Consider the following 14,029-nt stretch of genomic DNA (forward strand, 5'->3'; position numbering starts at 1 on the left):
TGATGGGGGTGGTCATGGGACGTCGTCGCGGCAGGGCCTGCCGCCGGGGGAGCAGTCGACGAACGCGGTGGCGGGGCGCGGGGGCGGGACATGAACACTCCATCGGATAGGAAACTTTCCTATCGGATTGACCGAACGCTAACCCCGCGCCCGATCGCGGGCAAGAGTCCGCCGGAAACCGCCGAAACGGCGCCGCGAGGGTCCGGCCGGACCAGTGCAGGCAGGGAAGCGAACCACCGGATTCCGGTCGGGAGATTCGGCACCATTCCCCGCAACCGGACGCCGGTGGTCGGCGATTTGTGCCAACGGACCGGCAAAAGCCCAGGAAAGGACGTCGGCGACGGTGAGGTTCCGGTCACCGGGACACCCCTTGGAGGCCCGTCCCCGCCCTTCTACGATCGGGCCACCCATTTCTGTCGCCCGACCGGCGGGAACTCCCGCGTCCGGCCGGGACGGCGGCGCCGACAAGGGCCAGGCGCGGGCCCTCGTTAGCGGTCGCCTCGCTGCACGGCGTCCGCTGAGAGGAACACATGGACCGGAGCGCTGATTACGTCGTGGTGGGGGCCGGCAGCGCCGGCTGCGTGCTGGCCAAGCGGCTGGCCGAGTCCGGGGCGAGCGTCGTCCTGGTGGAGGCGGGCGGTCCGGACCGCACGCCGCTGGTCCGCAAGCCGGGGCTGATCGCCGTCTTCCACAACGTCCCGCAGCTGAAGAAGCGGCTGGACTGGGGCTTCTACAGCGCCCCGCAGAAGAACGCGCTCGACCGGAAGATCCCGCAGGTCAGGGGGCGCGTCCTCGGGGGCTCGGGGTCGATCAACGGCATGCTGTTCGTGCGCGGCCACCGCAGGAACTACGACGACTGGGCCGCCGAGGGCTGCACCGGGTGGGGCTTCGACGACGTCCTCGACAGCTACCGGCGGATGGAGAACTGGGAGGACGGGTCTTCCGATCTGCGCGGCGCAGGTGGGCCTATCCAGGTGACACGGCAGCGTGACCTCACTCCTGCCTCCGAAGCCTTTATCGAGGCGGTCGTCCAGGCGGCGGGCGTCAAGCGCAACGACGACTACAACGGCGCCGAGCAGGAGGGCGTGGGGGTCTTCCAGCAGAGCGTCGCGGACGGCCTGCGCTACAGCTCGTCCGTCGGCTACCTGGACGACCACGGCCTGGCGAACCTGACCGTCCTGACGAACGTGACCGTGCGGCGGGTCGTGATCGAGAAGGGGCGGGCCACGGGCGTCGAGGTCGCCGGCAAGAAGGGCACGGCGACGATCCGGGCGTCCCGGGAGGTCGTCCTCTCGGCGGGGGCGTTCGGCTCCCCGCACCTGCTGATGCTGTCCGGTGTGGGCCCGGCCGCCCACCTGAAGGACCACGGCATCGAGGTGCGCGCCGACCTGCCCGTCGGCGACAACCTGCACGACCACATGTTCGTGCCGATGACGTTCGTCATGGACACGGCCCGCCACAAGGGGACCGCGCCCTACTTCGCGAGGGGCGTCGCCAAGGAGTGGACGCGGGGCGGGACGTGGGTGGCCCGCAGCGTGTTCGAGGCGGTCGGCTTCGTCCGCAGCGGGCAGGCGGGCGAGATCCCCGACATCCAGTTGCACGCGTTGCCGTGGTCGTACCCGTTCCCGAACCAGGACGCGCCGGTGCGGCACGCCGTCGACAAGCGCTCCGCGCTCACGATCATGCCGACGCTGATCTACCCGAAGAGCCGCGGCACGCTCCGGCTGGGCTCGGCGGACCCGTCCGACGCGCCGGTCATCGACCCCGGCTACCTCACCGACCCCGACGACGCCCGGCTGCTGCTGGACGGCATCGAGCTCGTCCGCGAGGTCATGGCGAGCCAGGCCATCGCCGGGGACGTCAAGGAGGAGCTGTCCCCCGGGCCGCGGTACCCCGACCGGAAGGCCCTGGCCAGGGAGCTGCCGAACCGCGCCACGACCGTCTACCACCCGGTGGGGTCGTGCCGGATGGGCGCCGACGAGCGGGCCGTCGTCGACCCCGGGCTGCGCGTGCGGGGCATCGAGGGCCTCCGCGTGGCGGACGCGTCGATCATGCCGAGCATCATCGGCGGCAACACCAACGCCCCCAGCATGATGATCGGCGAGCACGCCGCGAAGCTGATCCTCGACGCGAGCTGACCCCGGCGAGCCGGAGGCGTTCCCGTCCTGGACCGGCGGTTCAGGACGGGAAGGCCGTGACCCAGCGGCGCTGCCAGGGGGTTTCGACGGCGCGGGGGTGGTGGTGCTCGCGCGCCCAGGCGACGGCCCCCGAGGAGTCGACTCCCGACAGGACGGCCAGGCACGCGATGACCGTTCCGGTGCGGCCGACGCCGCCTCCGCAGGCGACCTCGACGGCGGCGCCGGAGCGGGCCCGTTCGTGCAGGGCGCGGATCTGCCGCACGGCCTCGTCCCGGTCGCGGGGCAACAGGAAGTCCGGCCAGTCGATCCACGCGGACGGCCAGCCCAGGTCCGGCGCGTGCCTGCGGCGGAGGCGGCCGGAGCCCAGGTAGAGCCCGAAGTCGGGCACGGGCCCGTCGGGGAGCGGTCTCCGCAGGCCGCGCCCACGGATCAGGGTCCCGTCGGGAAGCCGGATCGCACCGTCGAGCGTCATCGGGTCACCGCCCGGCGGCGCGCGCGGTGGTTGGCGACGTTGACCCTGTTTCCGCACACCTCGGGCATGCAGTAGCGGCGGCGCCCGGCGCGGCTGGCGTCGGCGAACACTCCGCCGCAGCCGGGGGCGGCGCACGCGCGGAAACGGCCGTGGCCGAGCGCCCGGACGAGGCCGAGCAACGAGACGCCGACGACGGCGGCCAGTTCGGCGACGAGGGACGCGTCCCGAGCCGTCGGGACGTGCCACTGCCACCGGCCGGAGGGGTCGCGGCGCAGTACCGGCGCGAGCCCGACGTGCCCCGCCAGCATCGCCGCGCGCTCCACCGCCTCGTCCTCCGTCTCGGACTCCAGCACGGCCCGCACCTCGCGGCGCAGGAAGCGGACCTTCTCGACGTCCTCCGCGCTCGGCGCCCCGGCGGTGGACGCACAGGGGGCCACGTCATAGGCGGCGAAGTCGTATCCGGAGAGCAGCGCGGCCAGGTCGCCGGGTCCGGAGAGGGCCTCGGCCCCCCGCACGTCCGGCGACGTGGCGACCAGGTCGTTCGCGACCTCGACGCCCGCCGCGTAGTCGGCCATCGGAATGAGCACACGTCCTCCCGCACCCGGCGTTCCGTAAGGGTTATAGGAGGACTGTAACCCTTACCCGGTCGCGACGTCGAACTGGAGGCCGCCGTTCACCACGGACACGTCGACGTGCCCGCCGTGCCCCAGGTCGCCGGACAGGAGCAGGTCCGAGAGCTGGTCGTCCACCTCCCGCTGGATCGTCCGGCGCAGCGGGCGGGCGCCGAACTCCGGCTGGTAGCCGCGCTCGGCGAGCCAGTCCACGGCCTCGGTGCTGAAGGTGACGGAGACGTCCTGGGCGCGCAGGCGGCGGCGCGTCTCGTCCAGCAGCAGGTCGGTGATCTGGCGGAGCTGCCCCTCCTCCAGCCGCCGGAAGACGATGATCTCGTCGATCCGGTTGAGGAACTCGGGCCGGAACGACTCGCGCAGCCGCCGCATGATCCGGTCGCGCAGCCCGCCGCCGCCGTCGCCGGACGCGCCGAAGCCGATCTCGGTCGTGCCGGTGATCAGTTCCGAGCCGAGGTTGCTCGTCATGATCACGACGGTGTTGCGGAAGTCGACCGTGCGGCCCTGCGCGTCGGTGAGGCGGCCGTCGTCGAGGAGCTGGAGCAGGACGTTGAACACGTCCTGGTGCGCCTTCTCGATCTCGTCCAGCAGGATCACCGAGTACGGCCGGCGGCGGACGGCGTCGGTGAGCTGCCCCGCCTCCTCGTAGCCGACGTATCCGGGCGGCGCCCCCATCAGGCGGCTGACGGTGTGCCGCTCCTGGAACTCGCTCATGTCGAACCGGATCATCCGGTCCTGGCTGCCGAACAGGGCCTCCGCCAGCGCCTTTGCCAGTTCGGTCTTGCCGACGCCGGTCGGGCCGAGGAACAGGAACCCGCCGATCGGCCGGTTCGGGTCGCCCATCCCGGCGCGGGACCGCCGGACGGCCCGCGCCACCGCCGCGACCGCGTCCTCCTGCCCGACCACGCGCTCGTGCAGGTGGCCCTCCAGGTTCGACAGGCGCTCCCGCTCGGCCTGGGTGAGCTGGGTGACGGGGACGCCGGAGATCCGGGAGACCACCTCGGCGATGTCCTCCGTGGTCACCTCCGGGACCGTGGCCGGCGCGCCGTTCCCGCGCGTCTCGGTGAGGTCCTTCTCCAGCCGGGAGACCTCGTCGCGCAGCTCGCAGGCGCGCTCGTAGTCCTCGTCCGCGACGGCCTGGTCCTTCTCCCGGCGCCGCTGGTCGAGGCGCTGCTCCAGCTCGCGGCGCCCGCCGTTGCGCGTGCTGCGCAGCCGGACGCGGGCGCCCGCCTGGTCGATGAGGTCGATCGCCTTGTCCGGCAGGAACCGGTCGGTCAGGTAGCGGCTGGACAGGTCGACGGCCGCGACGAGCGCCTCGTCGGTGAAGCGCACCTGGTGGTGCGCCTCGTACCGGTCGCGGAGGCCGCGCAGGATCTCGATGCTGTCGTCCGCGCTCGGCTCCGGCACGAGGATCGGCTGGAAGCGCCGCTCCAGCGCCGCGTCCTTCTCGATGTTGCGGCGGTACTCGTCGATCGTCGTCGCGCCGACCACGTGCAGCTCACCGCGGGCGAGCGGGGGCTTCAGCATGTTCCCCGCCGACATCGCGCCCTCCGCGCTGCCCGCGCCCACGATCGTGTGGATCTCGTCGATGAACACGATCAGGCCTTCGGTGTGCTCGCGGATCTCGTCCACGAGCTTCTTCAGCCGCTCCTCGAAGTCGCCCCGGTAGCGGGTGCCCGCGACGACGCCGCCCAGGTCGATCTGGACGATGCGCTTGCCGCGCAGCGTCTCGGGGACCTCGTCGTCGACGATCCGCTGGGCCAGCCCCTCGGCGATCGCGGTCTTGCCGACCCCCGGGTCGCCGATCAGCACCGGGTTGTTCTTGGTGCGCCGCGAGAGGACCTCGACCGTCTCCTCGATCTGGTCCTCGCGTCCGATCACCGGGTCGATGCGCCCCTCGCGGGCGAGGGCGGTGAGGTCGCGTCCGAACTCGTCCAGCGTGGGCGTCCCGCTCGGCTGCCCGCCGCCGGCCGGCGGCGGCTGCCCGGGGCCTCCGCCGGGCGCCGCCTGCTGCAGCGAGTCGGGCGTCACGTGCTCGTGGTCGAGGATCCGTCCCGCGCTCGACCCGCGGTCGAGCGCCAGCGCGAACAGCAGGTGCTCGGGCCCGATGTAGGACGATCCGAGCGCCCGCGACACCTGGTGCGAGTCGAGCAGCGCCCGCTTGGCGGACGGGGTCAGCTCGGGCGGGACGTCCCGGGGCTCGCCCCGCCGCGCGTGGTCCTCGATCTCGTCCCGGATCTTGTCCGGGTCGGCGCCGGCCCGCACCATCCACTGCCGGGTCCCCTGCTGGCGCGTCGCCGCCCACAGCAGGTGATCGGTGTCCAGATCGTCGCTGCCCCACTGCGCCGCCTGCGCGGCCGCGTCCCGCACCAGTTCCCGCGCGGGCTCGCTCATCAGCCGCGCGATACTGATCCGCTCCATGGGCCGCCGGTGCGCCCGCGACCCGAAGAAGCGGGCGAGCATCTCCTCGAACGGGTCTGATCCCCCCGGCCCGTACCATCCCGCGGTCATCTCCGAAAACCCCCCGGTAGTCGAAGGACACGTCATAACAACGGACATCCCCCTGCCCATGGCATGCCCCAGGAAACCCCCACGCCAACCGTCCTGCGGCAAGCGGTCAGGAATCGAGAAGCGCCCTTGACCGGGCCGCGCCTAGCGTGAAGTCAACGGATACCAGCACCGCCGACCGGAGGCAGGCGATGGCACGGAATCAGCAGGTGAAAGCCCGCAAGAGCGGCCAGCCCGGGGCCGTGTCGCGGTGGCTGCAGCAGACGATGAACGCCCGCATCGCGCGCAAGATCCGGCGCGGCCGCGGGAAGTTCATGGGCATGGACGTCCTGGTCCTGAACACGGTGGGCCGCCGGAGCGGGCGGCCGCGCGAGACGCCCGTGTCGTGGTTCCCCGACGGCGACGACGCCTGGCTGGTCGTCGCGTCCGGCGGCGGGAGCCAGGACCCGGACTGGTACGCCAACCTCATGGCGCGCCCCGAGCGGGCGACGATCGAGCCGGCCGGCGGCGACGCCGTCCCGGTGACGCCGCACCGCCTCGACGGCGCCGACCGCGACGAGGCATGGGAGCGCATCACCGCCGCCCAGCCCCGCTACGCGAAGTACCAGAGCAAGTCGGACCGCCGGTACCCCGTCGTCCGCCTCACCCGCCGCTGACCCGCCAGGCGCCCTCGGCCGCTCCGGATTTCGTTGGCACCACCAACGAGAAACTCTATAGTTGGCGCTACTCGCGGCATCGACACGGTCGCCGACTTCCTTCGGCGGTCCCCGGTCGACGGGGAGCACACCCAGCACACGACCACCGACCTGCTGGCGGACGTCGACGGCGACCGGGCGTCCGTCTCGGCGAACTCGCTGGTGCACTACTACCGCGACGGCCGGGCGCCCCACCAGACGAGCGGCATGCGGATCGCCGGCACCCTCGCGCGCACGGCGAAGGGCTGGCGCTTCAGCGAGGTGGAGATCATGCTCGCCTGGCTGCGGACGGACTGACGGATCGCGCCGGCTCGACGGCCTCCGGCCACGAGCGTCACGGCTCGCGGCCGGAGGGCGCGCCGGTCCAGCGGCGGTGGGCGTCCAGGTCGACGTTGCCGCCGCACACGATCGTGACGACGTGCCGGCCGGCGAAGCGGTCGCGGTCTTCGAGTATCGCCGCGACGCCGAGCGCGGCCGACGGTTCGACCACGAGGCCGGCATGCTCGAACAGCCTCCGCATTCCGGCGACGATCGACGCCTCCTCGACCAGGACCGCGTCGTCGGCGACCAGGAGGAGGTCGTCCAGGACGTCCGGGATGGGACGCCGCCCGGCGACGCCGTCGGCGATGGTGTCGGCCGACTCGGTCGTGACGACGCGCCGCCGGTGCCAGGAACGCGTCATCGCCGGCGCGCCCGACGGCTGGACGCAGATCACCTCGACCCCGGGCGCGAGGGACTTGAGCACATGGCCGACACCGGTGGCCAGCGCCCCGCCGCCGAGAGCGATCAGAACGGCGTCGAACGGCGGCGCGGCGTCCACCAGCTCCAGACCGATGGTCGCCGCGCCCTCGCAGGTCTCGATGTCCAGGCTGTCCTCGACCAGCCGGATGCCGTCGTGCCGCGCGATGGCCGCCGCCCGCTCGCGCGCCATGTCGAAGTCGCCGTCCACCAGCTCCAGCCTGGCGTCCAGCGCGCGGATGCGGTCGAGCTTGGCCGCGGGCGCGAAGCGGGAGGCCACGACGGTGACGTCGAGGCCCCGGCCGCGCCCGGACCAGGCGAGGGCCTGGCCGAGGTTGCCCGCGCTGGCGCACACCGCCGCGCGCGGGCCGTTCTCGTCGAGCAGTGCGGCGACGAGCTCGGTGCCGCGGCCCTTGAAGCTGCGGACCGGGTTCGCCGTCTCCAGCTTGACGGTCACCGCGCACCCGAGGTCGGGCTCCAGCGCCTCGCAGCGGTACCGGGGGCTGTCGAGGAAGACCGGGTCGATCACCTGGCGGGCCGCCCGGATCCGGGCCATGTCGAGCCGCGTCCCCGGCGGAGGACTCACAGCCCGGAGCCGCCCGTCGCGTCGATCACCCGTCCGGTCACCCAGCGTGCGTCGTCGGAGGCGAGGAAGGCCACGATGTCGGCCACGTCCTCCGGCTGCCCGATCCGGCCCAGCGCGGCCAGGGACGCCGCGCGGGCCTCGGCCTGCGGATCGGCGCGCAGCCAGCCCGCGTTGACGTCGGTGTCGATGATGCCGGGCGCGACCGAGTTCGCCGTGATGCCCCGGGGGCCCAGTTCCTTGGCGAGGTTGAGGGTGAAGTTGTCGAGCGCGCCCTTGGTGGCGCCGTAGGCCACGATCTCCGGCATGGCGATGCGGGACACGCCGCTGGAGATGTTGATGATCCGGCCTCCGTCGCGCAGCCGCGGCAGCCCCTGCTGCACGATGAAGAACGGTGCGCGGACGTTCACGGCGAAGACCTCGTCGAACTCGCGCTCGGTCAGCGAGGCCAGGTCGGAGCTGCGGCCGATGCCGGCGTTGTTGACGATGATGTCGACGCCCCCGCCCGGCGCGTGCTCGTCCACATGGGCGTCGAAGGCCTCCCACAGGCGGGCCGCGTCACCGTGGCGACCCAGCTCCTCCCGCAGGGCGAAGGCCCGGCCGCCGTCCTTGCGGATGCGCTCGACCACCTCGTTCGCGGCCGCCTCGTCGCGGGCGTAGGCGACGGCCACGGTGGCTCCGTCCCGGCCGAGGCGCTGCGCGATGGCCCGTCCGATGCCGCGGCTCCCGCCGGTGACCAGCGCGACCTTGCCCTCAAGAGCGCGTGCGTCCATGGTTGCGACCCCTCTCTCTTTCTTGAGCGATGACTCAAAAAAAAAGGTAGCACGACTTCTTGAGCGTTCGCTCTAGAATGGGGGGGTGAGTGACACACGGGCGAAGCGAGGACGGCCGAGGGCGTTCGACCGTGACGCGGCGCTGACCGCGGCCACACGGCTGTTCTGGGAGCGCGGCTACGAGGCCACCTCCGTCGGCGAGCTGACCGAGGCGATGGGCATCAGGCCCGGCAGCCTCTACGCGGCCTTCGGTGACAAGAAGTCACTGTTCAAGGAGGTGGTGCACAGCTACGGGCGATCCCCCGTGGGCGCCTTCATGGGCGTCGCCCTCGACGAGGAGCCCACCGCCTACGGCGCCTTCGCCCGGATCCTGCGCGAGGCGGCCGCCAACTACGCCGACCCGTCCCACCCGGCGGGCTGCCTGACGATCAGCGCGGCCACCAACGTCACCCCTCAGGACGCCGAGGTGGCGGCCTTCCTGCGCGATCTGCGGAACAGGAACCTGGAGGTCTTCCAGTCCCGCCTCCAGGCGGCCCGGCAGGCCGGCGAGCTGCCCGCCGCGACGGATCCCCGCGCCATGGCCTCGTACTTCGCCGCCATCATCCAGGGCATGTCACAGCGTGCCTGCGACGGAGCCTCGGCGGCCGAGTTGACCGAGATCGCCGAGCTGGCCCTCGCCGCATGGCCCGCGCCACAAGCGCGCTGAGCCCCCGCCCGGCCGAAGCGATGGCGACCCTCCGCGTCCCGCGGCCGAGTCGCTCAGGCGGAGTCGAGCGGACGCCGCACGACGGCGGTTCCGGCGTCGAGATCTATGCGGCTTCGCGGGGGCGCACCGTCGTTCTCCTCGTCCCGCAGGATGAGGGAGGAGCGGCGCTGTTCCTGCTGGTGGCGGTGCGTGCCGTGAAAGAAGGCGTCCAGTTCCCCGACGGCGATCGCCGAGATCGGGCGCCCCACCTCGTCCCTTCTCCACGGCAGGCGGAACCTGCGGTGCGCCCACAGGCCCGCGCGATCGAGGGCGGCGAAGGCGACCAGTCCGATAACGAGCCCAGGGATCGTCATGAAGCCGATGAATGCCACGCGTCTCCAACGAACGTGCCCGCACGACGGTTGCGGTCTCCGTCCAGTAAGCGGCGGCACGGTTATGTAGGGGGCATGCCGGCCTTGACTACCTACTTGCCGATCCTCATAGTAGGCGCCATGAACCTGAACGCCACCTACATTGGCGACGCCGTGAGCGCCGCACGGTCTCTGATGCGTGCCGGGCTCTGGGATCCGGCGCTGGAATCACCGGCGGCCGAGTCGGGGGCGCTACGGGCAGAGGTTCTGACCGACAGGTTCTTCTGGCGGCTCGACAAGGCGGCCGAGGCCGAGGACGCCGTCGCCGCGCTGTCCCAGGACGATCCTGCCCTCGCGGGGTTCTACGACGCGCAGCTCGCCTGCACCCGCCTGCTCTTCGAGCTCGACCCTCGCCCCGACGACGAGGCGCGGGCGCGTGCCGGGCTCTCCGCCTCGGTGGAGGACGAACGCGTCGCGAGCTGGGCGACGTTCTGGACGGGCATCGTCGTCGAGAGGTTCGACGACGACTCGGAGCGGGCGAAGGCGCACTACACCGAGGCCCTCGACTCCGCGCTGAAGGACGAAGACCTCCTGCTGGAGTCCTACGCGATCCGGCACCTGGGGGCCCTGGCGCTGGAGAACGGCGACGGGACCGGGCTCGATCAGCTGCGCAGGTCGTACCACCTGCGCGCCGCGCTCGGCGCTCGTCCCCAGACCGCGGCAGCGGCGGCCGCCTACGCCGCCGAGCTCCCCCCGGGGCCCGAGGCCGACCAGCTGAACGAGCTGGCGGCGCGGACGGCCCGTGAGCTCCGGCTCACCTGGCTGGTCCAGGACCAGTGACGACGTCCGGCGACAGCGGGCTCACGGAGCCTTCGCCGCGGCTCGCGGATCTGCGCTTGGGGGACGACGGCCTGTAGGCGCTGCCGCTGACGGCTCTCAGAGGTCTTCACCGCCCTCGGGGGGTTCGCCCGTCTTGCGTTCGACGCCTCGTCGCATCGCCTCCAGGAAGACCTTGGCCACGAGGCCCAGGAAGGCCAGGTCGCCGAGCATCTGGACGGCCGTCAGGGCGCGGGCCGTCTGCGAGACGGGGACGATGTCGCTGAAACCGACCGAGGTGAAGATCGTTATGGTGAAGAACAGGGCGTCGATGTGCGTCAGCGGCTCGGAGAAGCCGGGCGGGGTGTCGTGGCTCATCAGCCGGTAGCTGGAGGCGAACACCAGCAGGAACAGCGCGACGGTCGTCCCCAGGGACTCGACGGTGCGGAGCCTCGGGGAGCGCGAGCGCGCGATCGACCTCGCCTGCCACGCGACGAGCGCTCCGAGGGCGAGCAGCGCCACGGTCAGCACCACGCCGGTCACCACCGTGAACGACCTGTTCAACGGGGCCGTGAAGTAGACGACGATCAGAGCCACCGTGATCAGCGTGGTGCGCACCGCCACCTGGACCAGGGGACGGAAGCGGCCTCTTCGCGATTGCGCGGTCACTCTCCGTCCATGCCCAGGACCGACTTCCCTGAGCCCTCCGGCAAGCCCGGAGGCGAGCGCCCGGAGGCGGCGGGCGCCTCCGGGCGGTGGCGGCTCCCTAGATGAGGCCCTGGGCGAGCATCGCGTCGGCCACGCGCTCGAAGCCGGCGATGTTGGCGCCGACCACGTAGTCGCCAGGGGCGCCGTACCGGTCGGCGGTCTCGTAGCAGGTGTCGTGGATGCTCGTCATGATGGCCAGCAGCTCCTCCTCCACCTGGGAGAAGCGCCAGGAGGAGCGGCTCGCGTTCTGCCGCATCTCCAGCGCGCTCACCGCGACGCCGCCCGCGTTGGCGGCCTTGCCGGGACCGAAGGCGACGCCCGCCTCCTGGAGGACGCGCACGGCGTCGGGGGTGGTCGGCATGTTGGCGCCCTCCGACACGGCCTTCACGCCGTTGCGGACGAGGATCGCGGCGGCGTCGGCGTCGAGCTCGTTCTGCGTCGCCGACGGCAGCGCGATGTCGGCGGGGACGTCCCACACCCGGCCGCCCGGGACGAACCGGGCGGAGGAGCCGCGCAGGTCGGCGTAGTCGGAGACGCGGCCCCGGTCGACCTCCTTCACCTGCTTGAGCAGGTCGAGGTCGATGCCCTTCTCGTCCACGACGTAGCCGCCGGAGTCGGAGACGGTGATGACGTTGGCGCCGAGCTGCTGCGCCTTCTCGATCGTGTAGATCGCGACGTTGCCGGAGCCGGAGACGACGATCTGCTGGCCGTCCAGGTCCTCGCCGCGGCGGCGCAGCATCTCGGCCGTGAACATCACGTTGCCGTAGCCGGTCGCCTCGGTCCGGACCGCGGAGCCGCCCCACAGCATGCCCTTGCCGGTCAGCATCCCGGCCTCCCACCGGTTCGTGACGCGGCGGTACTGGCCGAACAGGTAGCCGATCTCGCGGGCGCCGACGCCGATGTCGCCGGCCGGGACGTCGGTGTGCTCGCCGACGTGGCGGTGCAGCTCGGTCATGAACGACTGGCAGAAGCGCATGACCTCCGCGTCGGAGCGGCCGTGCGGGTCGAAGTCGCTGCCGCCCTTGCCGCCGCCGATGCCGAGCCCGGTGAGCGCGTTCTTGAAGATCTGCTCGAAGCCGAGGAACTTGACGATGCCGAGGTTCACCGTGGGGTGGAAGCGGAGGCCGCCCTTGTACGGCCCGAGCGCGCCGTTGTACTCGACGCGGAAGCCGCGGTTGACGTGGATCTCCCCGTTGTCGTCCTGCCACGGGACGCGGAACATGATCTGGCGCTCCGGCTCGATCACCCGCTCGACCAGCTTGGCGGTGGCGAGGCCCGGCCGGGCGGCCAGAACCGGGCCGAGGGACTCCAGCACCTCGTGCACGGCCTGGTGGAACTCGGCCTCGCCGGGATCGCGGCGCAGCACCCCCGCGTAGGTCTCCTCCAGGACGGCCATGGTCTCGGGCGGGGCCGGCAGGCGTGAGGCGAGGGGCATGGTGAGGATCCTTCCTTGAGACCCCCTCACTCTAGAACCCGTCCCGGACTCCGCCGGGACGCCCCGCCGCAGCGCCCCCTCCCGGACGGCGGCCGGGCCGCGTCCTGCCTGGCAGGGGACGCGGCCCGGCGCGACGGGCGGATCAGCCCGGGCACTTCTTCCACGCGAAGTGGTACGTCGTCTTGACGCTCCCGTCGGTGGAGTCGAAGGCCATGAAGCTGGTCCTCGCGGCGTCCGAGGTGCCCCTGTACACGCGCAGCTCGGTGTTGATGTTGAAGTTGCGGTCCTCGCCGCACGGCTTGAAGACGAGTTCGGAGACGTCCGTGCGGTCCGAGAACTGCCAGTTGTCGGAGTATCCGCCGCGGATCGTGTGGCTGACGGGCGTCGTCTGCGCCATGCCCTGGTGGTAGTAGTTCGCCTTCTCCATCCCGGACGCGCCGTCCTCCAGGTGCGCGAAGCCGCGGTAGTCGGCGCCCGCGATCGCGTACGTGAAGCCCTGCGGGACGTGCACGTTCAGGTTGATCTGGCAGTTCTTCCGGAAGTCGGTCGGGTTGGAGCCACCTCCGGCCTGGGCCAGGTAGTCGCTGTAGGTGACGGTGAACGCGGTGTTGTCGCTCGCCGCCGCCACCGCGGTCGTCCCCGCGCGGCAGCCCGACCCGTTCACGGTGTTGACGTCGATGACGATCCGGTCGGGCGGGGGCGGGTCCGCCGCCGCGGCGGCCGCGGGCACGGCGGCCAGGGGGAGCGCCAGGGCGGCCAGGCAGGCCGCCGGGACGGACAGTCCTGTGCGCATGGGTTGTTCTCCTCTACTCGGGGCTGGATCGAAGCCGGCACGCTCGGCGCCGGTGGTCACGCTCGGCGCCGGTGGCCACGGCCGGGGACGGCCGTCACCACGGGGGGCACTGCTTCCAGGCGAAGTGGTAGGTGGTCTTGATGCTTCCGTCGGTGGAGTCCATCGAGATGAAGCTGGTCTTCGCGGGGTCCGAGGATCCCTTGAGCACCCGCAGTTCCGTGTTGACGTTGAAATTGCGCTCCTCGCCGCACGGCTTGTAGACGAGCTGCGCCACTTCATTGGTGTCGGTGAACTGCCAGTTGTCGGCGTACTGGCCTTTCAGGGTGTGCGAGACGGCAGAGGTCTGGGACATTCCCTGGAAGTAGTAGCTCGCCTTCTCGACGGCGGAGGCGCCCGGTTCCAGGGACGCGAAGCCGCGGTAGTCGGTGGACGAGATCGCGTAGGTGAAGCCCTGGGGGACGTGGACCTTCATGCTGATCTGGCAGTTCCTCCGGAAGTCGGTCGGGCCGGAGGAACCGCCCGCCTGCGCCATGTAGTCGCTTGCAAAGGGAGCGTGAACTCGCCTGTTCAGAGGGGTCAATCGCCGCTTTTTCACTTCTTTTCAGCGAGACCGGGAAGGTGAAAGACCTCTTTTCAGGGCCTTTGATCAGGAGGGATGGAACGTCCAATGACGGCCCTTCGAGGGCGC

Annotated in this window: 15 protein-coding genes; 5 read left to right on the forward strand and 10 right to left on the reverse strand. The window is 71.8% G+C overall.

The features are described from left to right. Positions 1–530 precede the first annotated feature (530 nt). A complete protein-coding gene (locus tag AB0K37_RS16300; protein ID WP_363981027.1) occupies positions 531–2,138 on the forward strand; it encodes an FAD-dependent oxidoreductase in 1,608 nt (535 codons plus the stop codon). Between the two features lie 40 nt (positions 2,139–2,178). Here AB0K37_RS16300 and AB0K37_RS16305 read toward each other — a convergent pair whose 3' ends face one another. The 3 genes from AB0K37_RS16305 to AB0K37_RS16315 are packed head-to-tail and all read right to left on the reverse strand — an operon-like array spanning position 2,179 to position 5,747. Then, on the reverse strand, positions 2,179–2,610 hold the full coding sequence (locus tag AB0K37_RS16305; protein ID WP_363981030.1) for a protein-tyrosine phosphatase family protein: 432 nt from the start codon (positions 2,608–2,610) through the stop codon (positions 2,179–2,181). Then, a complete protein-coding gene (locus AB0K37_RS16310) occupies positions 2,607–3,197 on the reverse strand; it encodes a CGNR zinc finger domain-containing protein (RefSeq protein WP_363981033.1) in 591 nt (196 codons plus the stop codon). Before AB0K37_RS16310 ends, AB0K37_RS16305 begins: the two co-directional genes overlap by 4 nt. Before the next feature lie 51 nt (positions 3,198–3,248). Next, the gene (locus tag AB0K37_RS16315) at positions 3,249–5,747 is read right to left on the reverse strand and encodes an ATP-dependent Clp protease ATP-binding subunit (RefSeq protein ID WP_363981036.1); all 2,499 of its coding nucleotides are present in this window, start codon (positions 5,745–5,747) and stop codon (positions 3,249–3,251) included. Between the two features lie 188 nt (positions 5,748–5,935). Between AB0K37_RS16315 and AB0K37_RS16320 the strand changes: the two genes are divergently transcribed. Both AB0K37_RS16320 and AB0K37_RS16325 read left to right on the forward strand, forming a co-directional pair. After that, positions 5,936–6,400, forward strand: coding sequence for a nitroreductase family deazaflavin-dependent oxidoreductase (locus AB0K37_RS16320; protein WP_363981038.1), 465 nt, complete (start codon positions 5,936–5,938; stop codon positions 6,398–6,400). 33 nt (positions 6,401–6,433) lie between these two features. Further along, positions 6,434–6,736 carry a nuclear transport factor 2 family protein gene (locus AB0K37_RS16325; protein WP_363981041.1) on the forward strand — a complete coding sequence of 101 codons (303 nt, stop codon included), beginning with the start codon at positions 6,434–6,436 and terminating at the stop codon, positions 6,734–6,736. 37 nt (positions 6,737–6,773) lie between these two features. On the opposite strand, the gene AB0K37_RS16330 is transcribed toward AB0K37_RS16325, so the two are convergent. Beyond that, positions 6,774–7,763, reverse strand: coding sequence for a pyridoxal-phosphate dependent enzyme (locus AB0K37_RS16330; protein ID WP_363981044.1), 990 nt, complete (start codon positions 7,761–7,763; stop codon positions 6,774–6,776). Beyond that, positions 7,760–8,533: an SDR family oxidoreductase gene (locus AB0K37_RS16335; protein WP_363981047.1), complete on the reverse strand. Its 774-nt coding sequence runs from the start codon at positions 8,531–8,533 to the stop codon at positions 7,760–7,762. The genes AB0K37_RS16330 and AB0K37_RS16335 overlap by 4 nt, the downstream gene beginning before the upstream one ends. Positions 8,534–8,618: 85 nt before the next feature. Here AB0K37_RS16335 and AB0K37_RS16340 point away from each other — a divergent pair, with 85 nt between their 5' ends. Beyond that, positions 8,619–9,239: a TetR/AcrR family transcriptional regulator gene (locus AB0K37_RS16340; protein ID WP_363981050.1), complete on the forward strand. Its 621-nt coding sequence runs from the start codon at positions 8,619–8,621 to the stop codon at positions 9,237–9,239. A gap of 53 nt (positions 9,240–9,292) precedes the next feature. On the opposite strand, the gene AB0K37_RS16345 is transcribed toward AB0K37_RS16340, so the two are convergent. Then, on the reverse strand, positions 9,293–9,610 hold the full coding sequence (locus AB0K37_RS16345) for a DUF6191 domain-containing protein (protein ID WP_363981053.1): 318 nt from the start codon (positions 9,608–9,610) through the stop codon (positions 9,293–9,295). A gap of 120 nt (positions 9,611–9,730) precedes the next feature. Here AB0K37_RS16345 and AB0K37_RS16350 point away from each other — a divergent pair, with 120 nt between their 5' ends. Further along, positions 9,731–10,429, forward strand: a complete 699-nt coding sequence (locus tag AB0K37_RS16350) for a hypothetical protein (protein ID WP_363981056.1) — start codon at positions 9,731–9,733, stop codon at positions 10,427–10,429. A 96-nt stretch (positions 10,430–10,525) separates the two neighbouring features. Here AB0K37_RS16350 and AB0K37_RS16355 read toward each other — a convergent pair whose 3' ends face one another. The 4 genes from AB0K37_RS16355 to AB0K37_RS16370 form a co-directional block, all read right to left on the reverse strand. Further along, on the reverse strand, positions 10,526–11,029 hold the full coding sequence (locus AB0K37_RS16355) for a potassium channel family protein (protein ID WP_363981059.1): 504 nt from the start codon (positions 11,027–11,029) through the stop codon (positions 10,526–10,528). A gap of 142 nt (positions 11,030–11,171) precedes the next feature. Further along, positions 11,172–12,509 carry an NADP-specific glutamate dehydrogenase gene (gene gdhA / locus AB0K37_RS16360; RefSeq protein ID WP_363981109.1) on the reverse strand — a complete coding sequence of 446 codons (1,338 nt, stop codon included), beginning with the start codon at positions 12,507–12,509 and terminating at the stop codon, positions 11,172–11,174. A 181-nt stretch (positions 12,510–12,690) separates the two neighbouring features. Further along, positions 12,691–13,341, reverse strand: a complete 651-nt coding sequence (locus AB0K37_RS16365; protein ID WP_363981062.1) for a DUF4360 domain-containing protein — start codon at positions 13,339–13,341, stop codon at positions 12,691–12,693. 94 nt (positions 13,342–13,435) lie between these two features. Then, positions 13,436–13,873 carry a DUF4360 domain-containing protein gene (locus tag AB0K37_RS16370; protein WP_363981065.1) on the reverse strand — a complete coding sequence of 146 codons (438 nt, stop codon included), beginning with the start codon at positions 13,871–13,873 and terminating at the stop codon, positions 13,436–13,438. Positions 13,874–14,029 lie beyond the last annotated feature (156 nt).

It is taken from the genome of Actinomadura sp. NPDC049753, assembly GCF_040674655.1.
GTDB lineage: Bacteria > Actinomycetota > Actinomycetes > Streptosporangiales > Streptosporangiaceae > Spirillospora > Spirillospora verrucosospora.

What these genes read in the sequence shown, in the direction of transcription:
- AB0K37_RS16300 (WP_363981027.1), top strand. Translation starts at nt 531, where the DNA reads ATGGACCGGAGCGCTGATTACGTCGTGGTGGGGGCCGGCAGCGCCGGC.
- AB0K37_RS16305 (WP_363981030.1), bottom strand. Translation starts at nt 2,610, where the DNA reads ATGACGCTCGACGGTGCGATCCGGCTTCCCGACGGGACCCTGATCCGT.
- AB0K37_RS16315 (WP_363981036.1), bottom strand. Translation starts at nt 5,747, where the DNA reads ATGACCGCGGGATGGTACGGGCCGGGGGGATCAGACCCGTTCGAGGAG.
- AB0K37_RS16320 (WP_363981038.1), top strand. Translation starts at nt 5,936, where the DNA reads ATGGCACGGAATCAGCAGGTGAAAGCCCGCAAGAGCGGCCAGCCCGGG.
- AB0K37_RS16335 (WP_363981047.1), bottom strand. Translation starts at nt 8,533, where the DNA reads ATGGACGCACGCGCTCTTGAGGGCAAGGTCGCGCTGGTCACCGGCGGG.
- AB0K37_RS16350 (WP_363981056.1), top strand. Translation starts at nt 9,731, where the DNA reads ATGAACCTGAACGCCACCTACATTGGCGACGCCGTGAGCGCCGCACGG.
- gdhA (WP_363981109.1), bottom strand. Translation starts at nt 12,509, where the DNA reads ATGGCCGTCCTGGAGGAGACCTACGCGGGGGTGCTGCGCCGCGATCCC.
- AB0K37_RS16365 (WP_363981062.1), bottom strand. Translation starts at nt 13,341, where the DNA reads ATGCGCACAGGACTGTCCGTCCCGGCGGCCTGCCTGGCCGCCCTGGCG.
- AB0K37_RS16370 (WP_363981065.1), bottom strand. Translation starts at nt 13,873, where the DNA reads ATGGCGCAGGCGGGCGGTTCCTCCGGCCCGACCGACTTCCGGAGGAAC.